This window comes from Frigoribacterium sp. PvP121 (assembly GCF_017833115.1).
In the GTDB taxonomy this organism is placed as follows: domain Bacteria; phylum Actinomycetota; class Actinomycetes; order Actinomycetales; family Microbacteriaceae; genus Frigoribacterium; species Frigoribacterium endophyticum.
In genome coordinates this window covers 1601628-1615660 of record NZ_JAFIBR010000001.1, presented here as the reverse complement: position 1 = coordinate 1615660, position 14033 = coordinate 1601628, and the positions used below count along the sequence as shown (strand labels likewise).

Genomic DNA, 14033 nt, shown 5'->3' with positions numbered 1-14033 from the left:
CGCGCCGCCGAACGACCTTTCTGCCCACCCCAGTTCGGGTCGGCCGACGTTTTCGCAGTGACCAGGAAGAACACTCAGTTTAGGATAGGCGCCGGGGTGGTTCACCGCACCCCGTGGCCGCATTCTCCGTACCCGACGGAGAACTACCCGATGTGGCAGAGGTAGGACCCGTGAACACGCCTGACGACACGTCCGTCGCACCCCCGAGCGCTGAGCTCCAGCTCACCGACCACCGGGCGTCACTCGACGCCATCGAGGACGGCTGGAGCCGCATCGCGCCCGTGCAGGGCGCGCGCCTCCGCGAGGCCGTGCGCTCCTTCCCCGAGGAGGAGTGGCGCTCCCGGCCCCGCATCCTGCTCGCCCTCGCGGCCAGCCACCGCTCTGTCGGCTCGCGTTCGGCCAGCGCCGCGCTGCCGTGGTTCCGCGGGGTGGCCAAGGCCATCGACGCCGACCCGACCCTCGGCCTCGACGTCCGCGCCGGCTACCACGTCCACCTCGCGGCCACGCTGCGCACCCTCGGCAACTTCGTCGTCGCGCACGAGCACCTCGAGATCGCCCGCACGATGATCGAGACCGACCTCGCGCAGGCGATCAGCGCGCGCATCGGCCTCAGCGCCTCGTTCAGCCTCCAGCTCGGCCTCATCCGGGTCCACTACGGCGAGTACGACCAGGCCCAGTTCGCCCTGGGCCTCGCCGCCGGCCTCGGCGAGGAGCACCTGAGCACCGCCGAGCGCGTCGAGTGCCTCTCGGCCCTCGCCTACGTCGCGATGCTGCTCGGCGACTTCGCCGTCGCCGACGAGCACGTCGCCCACGCCGAGCAGCTCGCGCTCGGCACCGACCTCCTCGTGAGCTCGTTCGGCGCGCTCGCCCAGATCACCCGGCTGCACGTGGCCCTCGAGCGCGACCGGCCGCTCGCGGAGGTCGAGCAGATCGTCGCCGCCGTGCGCGAGTCGTCGCGCGGCAGCGACTGGGAGGCGCTCGGCTGGCTCGCCGAGGCCCACGTCTGCCTCGTCGAGCAGCGGTACATCGAGCTGCTCGACCACCTCGGGCGGATCACCCGCCTGACCCAGGGCTTCACGGGCCACCCCGTCGTGCCGTCGTCCGTGGCCGCCCTGCGCGCCGAGACGATGCGCGCCCTCGGCCAGCCGCAGGAGGCCCGCCGCCTCGCCGCCCCGCTCGCGCCGAGCGACCGCCACGTGCTCTGCCCGAGCCGCGTGCTCGCCCTCGTGCACCTCCAGGCCGGCGAGCCCGAGGCGGCGCTCGACGCCCTCGAGGGCTGCCTGGCCCTCGGCGACCTGCACACCGAGCGGACGATGGGCCACGTGCACGCGATCGCCGCGGCGGCGCACGCCCTGACCGGCGACGGCGGCCGTGCCGACATCGCCTTCGACCGCGCCCTGCTCTCCGTCGCGCGGATGGGCTCGCTCTGGCCGTTCGCCACCCTGCCCGCCCAGACCCTCGACCACCTCGCGTCGCGGGCGGCGCAGCGCGACCAGCCCGACGTGATCCAGGGGGCCCTCGACCGCCTGCGCGGCGCGACCGGCGACGCCGTCGACGAGCTGGCCGAGCCGCTCAGCGACCGGGAGCTCGTGATCGTCCGGCACCTGGCCACCGGCCAGACCCTCGGCCAGATCGGCAACCAGCTCTACATCTCCGTCAACACGGTGAAGAGCCACGTGCGGAGCATCTACCGCAAGCTGCAGGCCACGTCACGCCGGGAGGCGATGGCGCGGGTGCGGCAGCTCGGGCTGGACGTCGAGGCGGACTGACGGCCGGAGGGGCGGGTCGGCCCGAGCGGGACCGGCTGGGCCGTGACCGGGCGCGGGAGTCGCGGGCCGGCCGTGCGGTAACCTCTCGCGGGTGCCTGACGACGTCGCCCCCGCCTCCCCCGCGCCCTCCGTCCGCCCCTCGCTGGGCGTCCAGCTGCGCCGCCGGAAGCCCCTGGAGTCGTTCGCCGACGACCAGGAGGCCTCGGGCCAGCCGGCGCTCCGACGCACCCTCGGCGTCTGGCACCTGACCGCGATCAGCATCGGCGCGACGCTCGGCACGGGGATCCTCGTGGTGCTCGGCACCGCCGTGCCCCTGGCCGGCCCCGCCGTCTGGATGGCCTTCGTGCTCGCCGGCGTCGCGGCGCTGCTCTCCGCCCTCTCGTACGCCGAGATGGCCGGCAGCGTGCCCGTCTCCGGGTCGAGCTACAGCTACGCCTACGCGACGCTCGGCGAGGGCCTGGCCTGGGTCTGCGGCTGGTGCCTCGTGCTCGAGTACGCGGTGTCGGTCGCCGCGGTGGCCGTCGGAGCGGGCCAGTACGTGAACGAGGCGCTCGACGTGGTCGGCCTCGCCCTGCCGGCCGCCCTCGCCGACCCGCCCGGGGCCGGCGGCCTGCTCAACCTGCCCGCGGCCGTGCTCGTGCTGCTCGCCACCGTCGTGCTGCTGCCCGGCGCCCGCGAGGGGGCCTGGGTCAACACCGTCCTCGTCGTCGTCAAGGTCGGGCTGCTGGTCTTCTTCGTGGTCGTGGCCTTCTCGGCGTTCCGCTCGGGCAACTTCGAGCCCCTCGCCCCGATGGGCGCGGCGGGGGTCTCGGCCGCCGCCTCCCGCCTGTTCTTCTCCTACATCGGCTTCGACGCGGCCTCGACGGCGGGCGAGGAGGCCCGTGACGCCCGGCGCGACCTGCCCCGGGCCATCATCGCCTCGATCGTGATCATCACCGTGCTCTACGTGCTCGTGGCGGTCGCGGCGATCGGCGCGCGGCCGTGGACGGAGTTCACCGACGGCGAGGCGACCCTCGTGACGATCGTGGCCGACATCACGGGCCAGCCGTGGGTGGCCTTCCTGTTCGCCGTGACGGCCGTGGCCGCCATCGCCAGCGTCGTGCTCACCGTGCTCTACGGCCAGACCCGCATCTTCGTGGCGATGGCCCGCGACGGCCTCGTGCCGCGCGTGCTGGGCCGCGTCTCGCCGCGCACGCGCACGCCCGTGGCGGGCACGCTGATCGTCGGCGGGGCGGTCGCGGTCACGGCGGCCCTCGTGCCGCTCGGCGCGCTGGCCGACGCCACGAGCATCGGCACGCTCTTCGCGTTCGCGCTCGTCAACGTGTCGGTCGTCTGGCTGCGGCGCAACCGGCCCGAGCTCGACCGGACGTTCCGCGTGCCGCTCTACCCGGTCGTGCCGGTGCTCGGGTTCGCCGCGTGCGTGCTGCTCATGGTGACGCTCGGCTGGGTCACCTGGGTCGCCTTCGCGCTCTGGATGGTCGTGGGCACCGCGGTGTACCTCGGGTACGGGCGTCGGCACTCCGTCGTGGGCCGCGCCTCCTAGCCCTCCCGGCTGCGCGGGGCCTCCCGGCTGCGCGGGGCCTCCCGGCTGCGCGGGGCCTCCCGGCTGCTCGGGCCTCCCGGCTGCGCGGGGCCTCCCGGCTGCCCGGCCCGCGAGACGGCCCCGGGTGCTGTCGCAGTCGCCCGGGAACGGCGGAAGGCGCCGCCCCGAGGGGCGACGCCTTCTGCTGTGGTGCAGGAGCGGTGGGGCCGTGGGCCCCGCCGACTACTTGAGGGTGACGGTGGCGCCGGCAGCCTCGAGCTGAGCCTTCGCCTTCTCGGCGGTCTCCTTGTTGGCGCCCTCGAGGACGGTGCTGGGCGCACCGTCGACGACGGCCTTGGCCTCGCCGAGGCCGAGGCTCGTGAGCGCGCGGACCTCCTTGATGACCTGGATCTTCTTGTCGCCGACCGAGTCGAGGACGACGTCGAAGGAGTCCTTCTCCTCGACCTCTTCGGCAGCGGCGGCGGGGCCGGCGGCACCGGCGGCGGCGACGGGGGCCGCAGCGGTGACCTCGAAGACCTCTTCGAACTTCTTCACGAACTCGCTGAGCTCGATGAGCGTGAGCTCCTTGAAGGCCTCGATCAGTTCGTCCTGCGTGAGCTTCGCCATGGTGTTCTCCTTGTTGTGTTCTTGAAGTGGTGGTGGTTGCGACGACAGCTGTTAGCTGTCGGCGTCCTGCTTCGCGCGCAGCGCCTCGACCGTGCGGACGGCCTGAGAGAGCGGAGCCTGGAACAGGTAAGCAGCACCGAAGAGCGAAGCCTTGAAGGCGCCGGCCAGCTTGCCCAGCAGCACCTCCCGCGACTCGAGATCGGCGAGCTTGTTGACCTCGTCTGCCGAGAGAGGGTTACCGTCGAAGTAACCGTTCTTCACGATCAGAGCGGGGTGTGCCTTGGCGAAGTCACGCAGGCTCTTCGCGACGGTGACAGGGTCACCGTGCACGAAGGCGATCGCAGAAGGCCCGACGAGTTCGTCGTCGAACGAGCTGATTCCGGCGTTGTTGGCCGCGATCTTGCTGAGCGTGTTCTTCACCACGGCGTACGTCGCGTCTGCACTGATGGACTTGCGGAGCTCCTTGAGCTCAGCAACAGTGAGACCGCGGTACTCGGTGAGCAGGACGGCGGTCGAGTCACGGAAGTTCTCCGTGAGCTCGGCGACCGATGCTTCCTTGTTCGCCATGGCTCTCCTAAACGTGGGTGTGCCGGCAGCCCCCGGGACCTCGAGGCCCACGACACCGAGATCGGTGCCGGGGCAAAGAAAAAAGCTCCGGCGCGGGCGCACGGAGCTGAGTCTCTTCGAGAAGAGGAACGACTTCACACACCTGCGCTGGTCGCTCTCTCTCGAGAACCTTCGGTCTCCGTCTGTCTCAGCGAGGCTGAGCGCAGGCGATGACAACCGGCGGTCTTGGGCTGGGTACAGAGTAGACGTACGACTCACGCTCGCGCAAGTCGGGCCTCCTCGCCCTGCCCCTGCCCCTGCGCGGCCGTGGTCGTCGGCCCCGCCGTCCGCGACGTCGCCGCCGTCGCCGCCGCGTCGGGCGCCGTCGGCCCCTCGAGCGGCAGGCGCACCGTGAAGACGGCGCCCGCCGGGCTGCTCTCGACCGAGACGTGCCCCCCGTGGGCGTGCACGACCGCTTCGACGATGGCGAGGCCGAGGCCGGTCGACCCGGCCGTGCGCGACCGAGAGCTGTCGGCGCGGGCGAAGCGCTCGAACAGCACGGGCAGCACGCTCGGCTCGATGCCGGGGCCCTCGTCGGCGACCGTGACGAGCGCGTCCCGGCCCGACGGGTCGACGCCGAGCGCGACGTGGACCCTCGTGCCGTCGGGGGTGTGGGTGCGGGCGTTGGTCAGCAGGTTGGCGACGATCTGGTGGAGGCGCATGGCGTCGCCCGGCACGACGACCGGCCGGTCGGGCAGGTCGAGGTCGACGGGGTGCGAGTCGCTGGCCACGTGGGCGTCGTTGACGGCGTCGAGCACGACGCGGGTCAGGTCGACGTCGCCGACCACCAGGTCGCGGCCCTCGTCGAGGCGTGCGAGCAGGAGGAGGTCCTCGACGAGCGACGTCATGCGGACGGCCTCCGACTCGATCCGGCCCATCGCGTAGACGACGTCCGGCGGCAGGTCGGTGCCCATGCGCCGGGTGAGCTCGGCGTAGCCCCGCACCGACGCGAGCGGGGTGCGGAGCTCGTGCGAGGCGTCGGCGACGAACTGCCGCACCTTGTTCTCGCTCTGCTGACGCGCCTCCAGCGCTCCGGCCACGTGGCCGAGCATGCGGTTGAAGGCCGCACCGACGCGGCCGACCTCGGTGCGGACGTCGGCGTCGGGCTCGGCGACGCGCTCGGCGAGGGCGACCTCGCCGCGGTCGAGCGGCAGCTCGGCGACCCGGAGCGCCGTGTCGGTCATCCGCTCGAGCGGGCGGAGGGCGTAGCGGACGACGCCGTAGGCGATCACGACCGCGAGGGCGAGCCCGACGAGGGTGACCAGGGCGATGATCGTGACGAGGCTGGTGACCGTGCGCGACACGGTGTCGGTCGGCAGGCCCACCACCAGCGTCGCCGCGACGACCGTGCTGACGGAGGCGGAGCTCGTCCGGATCTGCACGGGCACGGCCTGCAGGCGGTAGCTGCCGAGGTCGCCGCCGAGGTCGGCGGTGACCGGCACGGCCGACTGCGCCACCCGCTGCACCGCCGTGTCGTCGGAGGTGCTCGTCTGCGTCGTGACCTGGCCGTCGTCGTCGATGTGCACCTGCACGACGCTGTCGCCCTGGAGGAGGGCGGTGAAGGTGCCGGGAGCCTGACGGGGCCCGCTGAGGTCCTCGTAGTCGGGCGAGACCGTCGGGCGGCCGCCCGTGCCCGGCCCCGACCCGGCGACCGCGCGCTGCACGGCCTGCGACAGGTCGGCGTCGAGCTGGTTCATCAGCGACCCGCGCAGCGCCACCACGCTCACCGCCCCGATCACGACCGTGAGCAGCACGACGAGCGCGACGATGCTGAGGATCAGCCGGTTGCGGAGCGTCAGCGGGGCCCCGGGGGCGGGGACCCGGCCGAGGGCCCCCCTCAGCCGCCCGCCGACCCGGGCGGGCAGCGCGTCGCTCACGACGTGGGCTTGATCACGTAGCCGACGCCGCGCACGGTGTGGATCATGGGCTCCTCGCCCGCGTCGATCTTCTTGCGCAGGTACGAGATGTAGATCTCGACGACGCTCGACTTGCCGCCGAAGTCGTAGCTCCAGACCCGGTCGAGGATCTGGGCCTTGCTCAGCACGCGACGAGGGTTCCGCATGAGGAAGCGCAGCAGCTCGAACTCGGTGGCGGTCAGCTCGATCTCGCGGCCGGCGCGCGACACCTCGTAGCTCTCCTCGTCGAGGACGAGGTCGCCCACCACGATCCGCGAGTCGCCGTGCTCGCTGATCGCGGAGGCGCTGCGGCGGATCAGGCCGCGCAGCCGGGCGACGACCTCCTCGAGGGAGAAGGGCTTCGTGACGTAGTCGTCGCCGCCCGCGGTGAGGCCCGAGACGCGGTCCTCGACGCTGTCCTTCGCCGTGAGGAAGAGGATGGGGGTGTCGTCGCCGCCCTGCCGGAGCCGACCGAGCACCTGGATGCCGTCGATGTCGGGCAGCATCCAGTCGAGCACGATGGCGTCGGGCTGGAACTCACGGGCGAGGGCGAGGGCGCCCTGCCCGTCGGCGGCCGCCTTCACGTCGTACCCCTCGTAGCGGAGCGCCATCGAGAGCAGGTCGGTGAGGCTGGCCTCGTCGTCGACGACGAGGACGCGGAGGGGCGATCCGTCGGCCCGGGTGAGTCTCGGGGCGGCTGCGGGGGCGGGGGTCGATGTGGTCACCCTCCCCAGTATCGAGGGATTCCTATGAGGGGCCTGTGGTGGCGCCATGCGTGAGCCGTGCACCGCTCACAGGGCCTTCATCGGCGGCACACCGGGCTCGCACCGTCGCGCCGCGGACGGTCGTCGGCCGCCGCTCAGCCCCGGGGGTAGTCCGCGCAGGCGAAGCGGCGCGAGTCGGGCGCCCAGCACGGCACGTTGACCGTGCCCTGGCCGCCCTGCAGCGCCCGCAGGGTGCGGGGCCCGGCACCCGGCACCGGCAGCCCGTCGTCGCCGAGCGGCATCGTCCGCAGCTCGACGTCGCGGTCGGCCGGGTGCCCGGTCGTGCCCGGCTCGTACGCCAGCCAGAGCAGCGTGCGGCCGTCGGGCGACACGTGCGGGAACCAGTTCACCCGCTCGTCGTCGGTCACCTGCACGAGGTCGCCGCCGTCGAGCGCGGCCCGGAAGAGCTGGGCGTGCCCCGCGACCCCGTGGGAGGCACGCTCGGAGTTCCACCACAGCCACCGGCCGTCGGGCGAGAACTCGGGGCCGTCGTCGGGGTGCTCGTCGGCGGTGACGGCGGTCGCGCTGCCGTCGGCCACGGAGACCAGGGCGACGTCCGTCCGCCAGTCGGCCCGCGCCTCCTCGCCGTCCGGGTCGTCGACGGGCGTCGGCAGGGCGCCGACGACCACGCTCAGCTGCGTGCCGTCGGGCGAGACGCCGTGCAGGTAGTTCTTGTGGTTCCTGCGAGGAGGGTGGTCGCGAGTCACTCGTCGGGCCCTCCCGCCCGGCTCCGCCCCGTCCCACGGCACCTCGTAGAGGTGCCCGTCGCGGGCGCTCACCACGACCGTGCGCTGGTCGGGCGCGATCACGTGGTCGTTGTTGATCTCGGGCACGTCGCCGAGCGGCACGGGCACGAGGTCGGTCTCGTCGGCGTCGCGGGCGGTGGCCGGCAGGCGCCAGAGCAGGCCGTCGCCGTTGACGACGAGCCAGCGGCCGTCGGGGCTCCAGTTCGGGGCCTCGACGAGCACGCGGTCGCTGCGGAAGGCGACCTCGGCCTCGCCGGTGACGGCGTCGACGACGAGGAGGCGGCTGGTCTGGCCGGGGAGGAGGAGGCGGGGCACGGGTCGGTCTCCCTGCTACTGGTTCGAGAACGCGGCGTCGAAGGAGGCGGTGGGCCGGGGCCAGAGCAGCGAGCGCACGTGGGCCAGGGCCTCCGGGGCGCCGTGCAGGCGGTCCATGCCGGCGTCCTCCCACTCGATCGAGATGGGGCCGTCGTAGCCGACGGCGTCGAGGGCGCGGAAGGCGTCCTCCCAGTGCACGTCGCCGTGCCCGGTCGACACGAAGTCCCAGCCGCGGCGCGGGTCGCCCCACGGCAGGTGCGAGCCGAGCACGCCCGAGCGGCCCGTCGCGGGGCGCAGGCGCGTGTCCTTGCAGTCGACGTGGTAGATCCGCGACGCGAAGTCGGTGATGAAGCCGACGACGTCGACGCCCTGCCAGAGCATGTGCGACGGGTCCCAGTTGAAGCCGAACGCCTCGCGGTGCTCGATGGCCTCGAGCGTGCGCACGCTCGTCCAGTGGTCGTAGGCGATCTCGCTCGGGTGCACCTCGTGCGCGAACCGCACCCCCTCGGCGTCGAACACGTCGAGGATGGGGTTCCAGCGCGTGGCGAAGTCCTCGTAGCCGGCGTCGATGACGCTGGCGGGCACGGGCGGGAACATCGCGACGTACGGCCAGATCGCCGACCCGGTGAAGCCGACGACGGTGTCGACGCCCATCTTGCGGGCGACGCGGGCCGCCCGCTTCATGTCCTCCGCGGCGCGCTGCCGCACGCCCTCGGGGTCGCCGTCGCCCCAGGTCGACGGCCGCAGGATCGCCTGGTGGCGGAAGTCGATCGGGTCGTCGCAGACCGCCTGGCCCGTCAGGTGGTTCGAGATCGCCCAGACGCGCAGGCCGTGGCGGTCGAGCACGTCGAGGCGCGACCGGAGGTACGCGTCGTCCTGGTCGGCCCGCTCGAGGTCGAGGTGGTCGCCCGAGGCCGCGATCTCGAGGCCGTCGTAGCCCCAGCCCGCGGCGAGCGCCGCGACCTCCTCGAGGGGCAGGTCGGCCCACTGGCCGGTGAACAGGGTGACGGGGCGGGAGCTCTCGCTCATGGGGTCCTCTCCGGGCGGGGCGGGCGGTGCGGTGGTGCGGGCGGTGCCGTGGTGCGGGCGGTGCGGCGGTGCGGGCGGTGCGGCGGTGCGGGCGGTGCGGCGGCGGCGCTGGTGCTGCCGGTGCGGGCCGGCGGGGCGGGCGGAGGCGCGGGTGCCGAGCGGGCGTCCCCGCCAGCATGGCAGGGGGCGCGGCCCCGTCAGGGCACGTCGACCCAGCGACGCCCGGCCGCTGCGGCCAGGACGCCCTCGGTGACGCGGATCGCCCGGAGGCCGTCGTCGAAGGTCGGCAGCCCCTCGGGCGTGCCGCCGTCGACCGCGTCGTAGACGTCGGCGACGAACGCCGCGAAGGCGTCCACGTAGCCGAGCGGGTGACCCGCCGGCACGATCGACAGGCGCGCGGCGTCGGGCGACAGGGCCGCCGCGTCGCGAGCGAACACCTCGGTGCCGCGTCGCCGCCCCACCCACAGCGTCTCGGGCTCCTCCTGCGAGAACTCGAGGCTCTCGACCGTGCCCGCGACGTCGAGGAGGAGGCGGTTCTTGCGCCCCGGCGCGACCTGCGACACGAAGAGGGTGCCGATGGCTCCGCCGACGGTCTCGAAGACGACGGCGGCCTCGTCCTCGGTGTCGACGGGCCGGCCGCCGCGTTCGCGGTGCACCGTCGTGGTGGTCGACGACAGGCGCACGAGGCGCCCGGCGTCGCCGAGCACGAACTCCAGGAGGTCGACGAGGTGGCTGCCGATGTCGGCGAAGGCCCGCGACGGGCCGCCGGCCGCGGAGTCGACGCGCCAGTCGACGTCGTCGCTCTCGAGCAGCCAGTCCTGCAGGTAGCTCCCGCGGACGCTGAGCACCCGGCCGGTGTCTCCCCGGGCGATCCGGGCCCGCGCCTCCCGGACCATCGGGTGGTAGCGGTAGACGAAGGGCACCGCGGCGACGCGGCCCGCGGCGGAGGCGGCGGCGACCAGCGCCTCCCCCTCCTGGCTCGTCGTCGCCAGGGGCTTCTCGCAGACGACGTGCTTGCCGGCCCGGAGCGCGGCGAGCGCGACCGGCGCGTGGCTGGCGTTCGGCGAGCAGACGTGCACGACGTCGACGGCGGGGTCGTCGACCAGGTCGGCGACCGACGCGTGCGCCCGGGCGACGCGGAGCGAGGCCGCCGCGCGGGCGGCGCTCTCCGGGGTCGACGACGCGAGGGCGACGACCTCGGCGCCGGCGGTGCGGGCGGCGGCCGCGTGCACGCGGGCCATGAAGCCGCCGCCCACGATGCCGACGCGGACGCGCCCGGGCCGGGAGGCGCCTCCGGCCTCCACGGCGGGGGCGGGGCCGGCCGCCCCCGCCGTGACGACCGGGGCGGCGCCTCCCGGGCGGGTCACTTGACCGCGCCCGAGGAGAGCCCCGTGATCAGGTGCTTCTGCACGAGCATGAAGCCGATCAGCACGGGCAGCGAGACGACCACCGACGCGGCCATCAGCTGGTTCCAGTAGACGTCCTGCTGCGACGCGTACGCGCGGAGGCCGATCGACAGGGTGCGCGTGTCCTTGCTGGTCAGCACCGACGCGAAGAGCACCTCGCCCCACGCCGTGATGAAGGCGTAGACCGCGACGGCGATGATGCCGGGCTTCGCGACGGGGATGATGACGCGGAAGAGCGCGCCGAGGCGGCCCGTCCCGTCGATCATCGACGCCTCCTCGAGCTCCTTCGGGATCGAGGCGAAGTAGCCCGTCAGCATCCAGATCGAGAACGGCAGGCTGAACGTCATGTAGGTGATGATCAGCCCGAGGTAGCTGCCGGTCAGCTGGACCCCGACCGTGCGCTGGATCTGCACGAAGATGAGGAAGAGCGGCAGCAGGAACAGGATGCCGGGGAACATCTGGGTCGACAGCACCACGAGGCTGAAGCTCCGCTGCCCGCGGAAGCGCAGGCGGGCCAGCGAGTAGGCCGCCAGCACCGCCATGGCCACCGAGAGCACCGTCGCCGAGACGGTGACGATGAGGCTGTTCTTGAAGTACGACGCGAGCGGCACGGTCTGCCAGATCTGCACGTACGGCTCGAGCGTCACCCGCGTGGGGATCCAGGTGAAGAGCCCCTGGACGTCGGCGAGCGGCTTGATCGACGTCGTCAGCACCACGTAGAGCGGCACGACCACGACGAGCGACAGGAAGGCCAGCCCGAAGAACCGGAAGATCTTGAAGCCACGGGTCTCAATCATCGTGCTGTCCCTTCGGGAGAACCATGCGGATGTAGAACGCCGACGCGATCAGCAGGACGATCAGGAGCATCACGCTCATGGCTCCGCCGAGGCCGAAGTTCCAGTTGTTGAAGCTCTGCTGGTAGATCAGCGGCGAGATGAGCGTCGCCTGCTCCGGCGACGCCGGGCCGAACAGCACGTAGGGCACGTTGAACTGGTTGAAGATCCAGAGGCTCATGATGAGCAGCAGCACGGCGTTGGCCGGCTTCACCATGGGCAGCGTGATCTGCGTGAACTGCTTCCAGAGGCTCGCGCCGTCGAGGCTCGCGGCCTCGTAGACGTCGCCCGGGATGTTCTGCAGCGCGGCGAGGAGCATGAGGAAGGCGAACGGCCAGAACTGCCAGGCCGTGACGATCACGATCGCCCAGAACGAGTTGCCGCCGAGCAGCCAGAACGGGCGGTCCTGGAGGATGCCCAGGTCGTCGACCAGGAAGCGGTTGATGGCTCCGTCGCGCTGGTTGAACATGAAGGCCCACGCGATCGTCCCGACGTAGGACGGCAGGGCGTAGGGCACGAGGAAGAGCGTGCGGAGGATCCCGCGGCCCTTGAACGAGCTGGTGAGCAGCACCGCTCCCAGCATGCCCATGCTCCAGGCGATGGCGACGACGATGACGGTGAAGAGCAGGGTGCGGCCGAGGGCCCCGTAGAGCTGGCCCGCGATGGGCGAGCTGGGGTCGAGGGCCGTGACGAAGTTGCGGAGGCCGACGAAGGGTGCGTTGACCCAGTTGGCGATGCTGAGCTGGTTGAGCGTGATGAACGCGATCCAGACGCCCAGCACCATCGGGATGATGTGGACGAGCAGCTCGGCGAGGGCGGCGGGCGCGACCAGGAAGTACGCGAGCGGCGAGCGGTGCGCCTTGCGCTTCTGGGCGGGCTGGAGGGGCGCCGCCTGGTGGCGGTCGGGCGGGGTCGCCTCCTCGGCGGGGGCGGGCGGCAGCAGGTTGACGGTCATGAGGGTCCTCTCGGGTGCGGGTGCCGGGGCGGCCGGTCGTGGTGACCGGCCGCCCCGGCGCGCGGCGGTGGGACGGGCTACTGACCCGAGCTCATCTGGCTGGCCGCGTCCTCGAGGGCCGACTTGACGTCGTCCTCGCTGACCGACTGGCCCTGGGCTGCAGACGCGAGGAGGTCCTTGATCGCCGTGCCGACGAGGGTCTCCATCTGTCCTTCAGAGGGGTAGAGCGGCATCGGCTGGGCGTGGTCGGCGAGCGTGACCTGCTTCAGCTTGATGGCCTCCGACTGGAACGCCGGGTCGTCGTACGCCGCCGTGACGACGGGCAGCGCGCCGAACGACTCGTTGAGGTACTTCTGCTCGTCGTCGCTCGTCAGGTGCTTCACGAAGTCGATCGCGGCGTCCTTGTCGTCGCTGTTCTCGAAGACGCTGATGTTGATGCCGGCGACGTGGCTCTGCGTGCCCTCGAGGCCGGTGGCGTCGGCGGACTCCATCGGCACCGGAGCGGCCGCGTAGTCGGTGAAGTCACGGCTCTTGAGGTTGTCGGTCGGGGCCTGGTCGAAGAACATCGCGGCCTGGCCGTCGGCGAAGGTCGCCGCCATGTCGGAGCCGTTGACGCTCTCCGCGTCGGAGGGCGAGACGACCTTGTCGACGGCCATCAGGTCCACCCACTCCTTGACGCCCGCGACGACGCCGTCGTTGCCGAAGTCGGGCTCGCCGTCCTCGTTGTACAGCTCGCCGCCGTTCTGCAGGCCGCGGACGAACGCCTGGTGGGCGTTGTTCGAGATGCTCGAGCCCGCCATCGTGACGCCCCACTGGTCGATCTGCCCGTCGCCGTCGGTGTCGATCGTCAGCTTCTTGGCGTCCTCGACGAACTCCTCCCACGTGGCGGGCGGCTCGGTGATGCCGGCGGCCTCGAACATCGCCGTGTTGTAGTACAGCGAGTACGCCAGGCCGTAGAGCGGCACGGAGGTCGGGGCCTGGCCCTCGGCGCCGCCGGTCGCGAAGCTGGACTGCACGAAGCGGTCCTGGCCGCCGATGGCCTCGAGGGCGTCGCCCTCCCACGGCACGAACGCGCCGCTGGACTGCAGCGACACCGCCCAGGTGTTGCCGATGTTGAGCACGTCGGGGCCCTCGCCGCTCGAGACGGCGGTGAGGATGCGGTTGTAGAGGTCGGACCACGGGATGACCTCGAGGTCGACCTTCACCCCGGTCTCCTCCGTGTACCGGTCGATCGACTCCTGAAGCACCTCGGCGTCGCGCTCGACGGTGGGTGCCTGGTTGCTGGCCCAGTAGGTGATGGTCTCGTCGCCGCCGTCGCTGCCGCCGTCGGCGGAGCAGGCGGTCATCGATCCGGCTGCCACGACGCCGACGGCGAGGGCGGCGACCCAGCGGAACTTCTTCGTGTTCATGTCTTCTCCTGGTGTCTCTTCTTCGAGAGGTCTCTTCATCGAGTGGGGGAAGTGCTGTGTTCGGGGTGGTGCTGTGCTGCGGTGGTGCTGTCTCGGTGGTGGGCTGGTGAGGGGTGGGGGCGGGTGCCCCCGCGGCGGGCCGGCCTCGTCGTCGACG

General features: G+C 72.5%; 12 protein-coding genes. 2 read left to right on the top strand and 10 right to left on the bottom strand.

What is annotated here, in order from left to right:
- Positions 1–170 precede the first annotated feature (170 nt).
- Positions 171–1769 carry a LuxR C-terminal-related transcriptional regulator gene (locus tag JOE43_RS16170; RefSeq protein ID WP_209516583.1) on the top strand — a complete coding sequence of 533 codons (1599 nt, stop codon included), beginning with the start codon at positions 171–173 and terminating at the stop codon, positions 1767–1769.
- 91 nt (positions 1770–1860) lie between these two features.
- Positions 1861–3312: an APC family permease gene (locus tag JOE43_RS07585; protein ID WP_209516580.1), complete on the top strand. Its 1452-nt coding sequence runs from the start codon at positions 1861–1863 to the stop codon at positions 3310–3312.
- Between the two features lie 222 nt (positions 3313–3534).
- On the opposite strand, the gene rplL is transcribed toward JOE43_RS07585, so the two are convergent.
- The 10 genes from rplL to JOE43_RS07535 all read right to left on the bottom strand — a co-directional run bounded on the left by rplL (position 3535) and on the right by JOE43_RS07535 (position 13876).
- Complete coding sequence (gene rplL / locus JOE43_RS07580; RefSeq protein WP_056053063.1) at positions 3535–3918, bottom strand: 50S ribosomal protein L7/L12; 384 nt, start codon at positions 3916–3918, stop codon at positions 3535–3537.
- Between the two features lie 51 nt (positions 3919–3969).
- Entirely contained in the window at positions 3970–4485 is a 516-nt protein-coding gene (rplJ, locus tag JOE43_RS07575) for a 50S ribosomal protein L10 (protein ID WP_056053061.1), read from the bottom strand.
- 254 nt (positions 4486–4739) lie between these two features.
- Positions 4740–6401 (bottom strand): HAMP domain-containing sensor histidine kinase, encoded by a 1662-nt coding sequence (locus JOE43_RS07570; protein WP_307803282.1) that lies wholly within the window; start codon positions 6399–6401, stop codon positions 4740–4742.
- Positions 6398–7156, bottom strand: coding sequence for a response regulator transcription factor (locus JOE43_RS07565; protein WP_374073172.1), 759 nt, complete (start codon positions 7154–7156; stop codon positions 6398–6400). Before JOE43_RS07565 ends, JOE43_RS07570 begins: the two co-directional genes overlap by 4 nt.
- 122 nt (positions 7157–7278) lie before the next feature.
- Positions 7279–8244, bottom strand: a complete 966-nt coding sequence (locus JOE43_RS07560; protein WP_209516575.1) for a PD40 domain-containing protein — start codon at positions 8242–8244, stop codon at positions 7279–7281.
- 15 nt (positions 8245–8259) lie between these two features.
- Entirely contained in the window at positions 8260–9273 is a 1014-nt protein-coding gene (locus tag JOE43_RS07555; protein WP_209516571.1) for a sugar phosphate isomerase/epimerase, read from the bottom strand.
- 197 nt (positions 9274–9470) lie between these two features.
- On the bottom strand, positions 9471–10577 hold the full coding sequence (locus JOE43_RS07550) for a Gfo/Idh/MocA family protein (protein WP_374073171.1): 1107 nt from the start codon (positions 10575–10577) through the stop codon (positions 9471–9473).
- A gap of 59 nt (positions 10578–10636) precedes the next feature.
- The gene (locus JOE43_RS07545) at positions 10637–11476 is read right to left on the bottom strand and encodes a carbohydrate ABC transporter permease (protein WP_056053048.1); all 840 of its coding nucleotides are present in this window, start codon (positions 11474–11476) and stop codon (positions 10637–10639) included.
- Complete coding sequence (locus JOE43_RS07540; protein ID WP_082514255.1) at positions 11469–12467, bottom strand: carbohydrate ABC transporter permease; 999 nt, start codon at positions 12465–12467, stop codon at positions 11469–11471. Before JOE43_RS07540 ends, JOE43_RS07545 begins: the two co-directional genes overlap by 8 nt.
- 77 nt (positions 12468–12544) lie before the next feature.
- On the bottom strand, positions 12545–13876 hold the full coding sequence (locus JOE43_RS07535; protein ID WP_209516568.1) for an extracellular solute-binding protein: 1332 nt from the start codon (positions 13874–13876) through the stop codon (positions 12545–12547).
- Positions 13877–14033 lie beyond the last annotated feature (157 nt).

Bases quoted from the DNA above. Each gene is read 5' to 3' on its own strand.
- rplL (WP_056053063.1), bottom strand. From the start codon at position 3,918: ATGGCGAAGCTCACGCAGGACGAACTGATCGAGGCCTTCAAGGAGCTC.
- rplJ (WP_056053061.1), bottom strand. From the start codon at position 4,485: ATGGCGAACAAGGAAGCATCGGTCGCCGAGCTCACGGAGAACTTCCGT.
- JOE43_RS07555 (WP_209516571.1), bottom strand. From the start codon at position 9,273: ATGAGCGAGAGCTCCCGCCCCGTCACCCTGTTCACCGGCCAGTGGGCC.
- JOE43_RS07545 (WP_056053048.1), bottom strand. From the start codon at position 11,476: ATGATTGAGACCCGTGGCTTCAAGATCTTCCGGTTCTTCGGGCTGGCC.
- JOE43_RS07540 (WP_082514255.1), bottom strand. From the start codon at position 12,467: ATGACCGTCAACCTGCTGCCGCCCGCCCCCGCCGAGGAGGCGACCCCG.
- JOE43_RS07535 (WP_209516568.1), bottom strand. From the start codon at position 13,876: ATGAACACGAAGAAGTTCCGCTGGGTCGCCGCCCTCGCCGTCGGCGTC.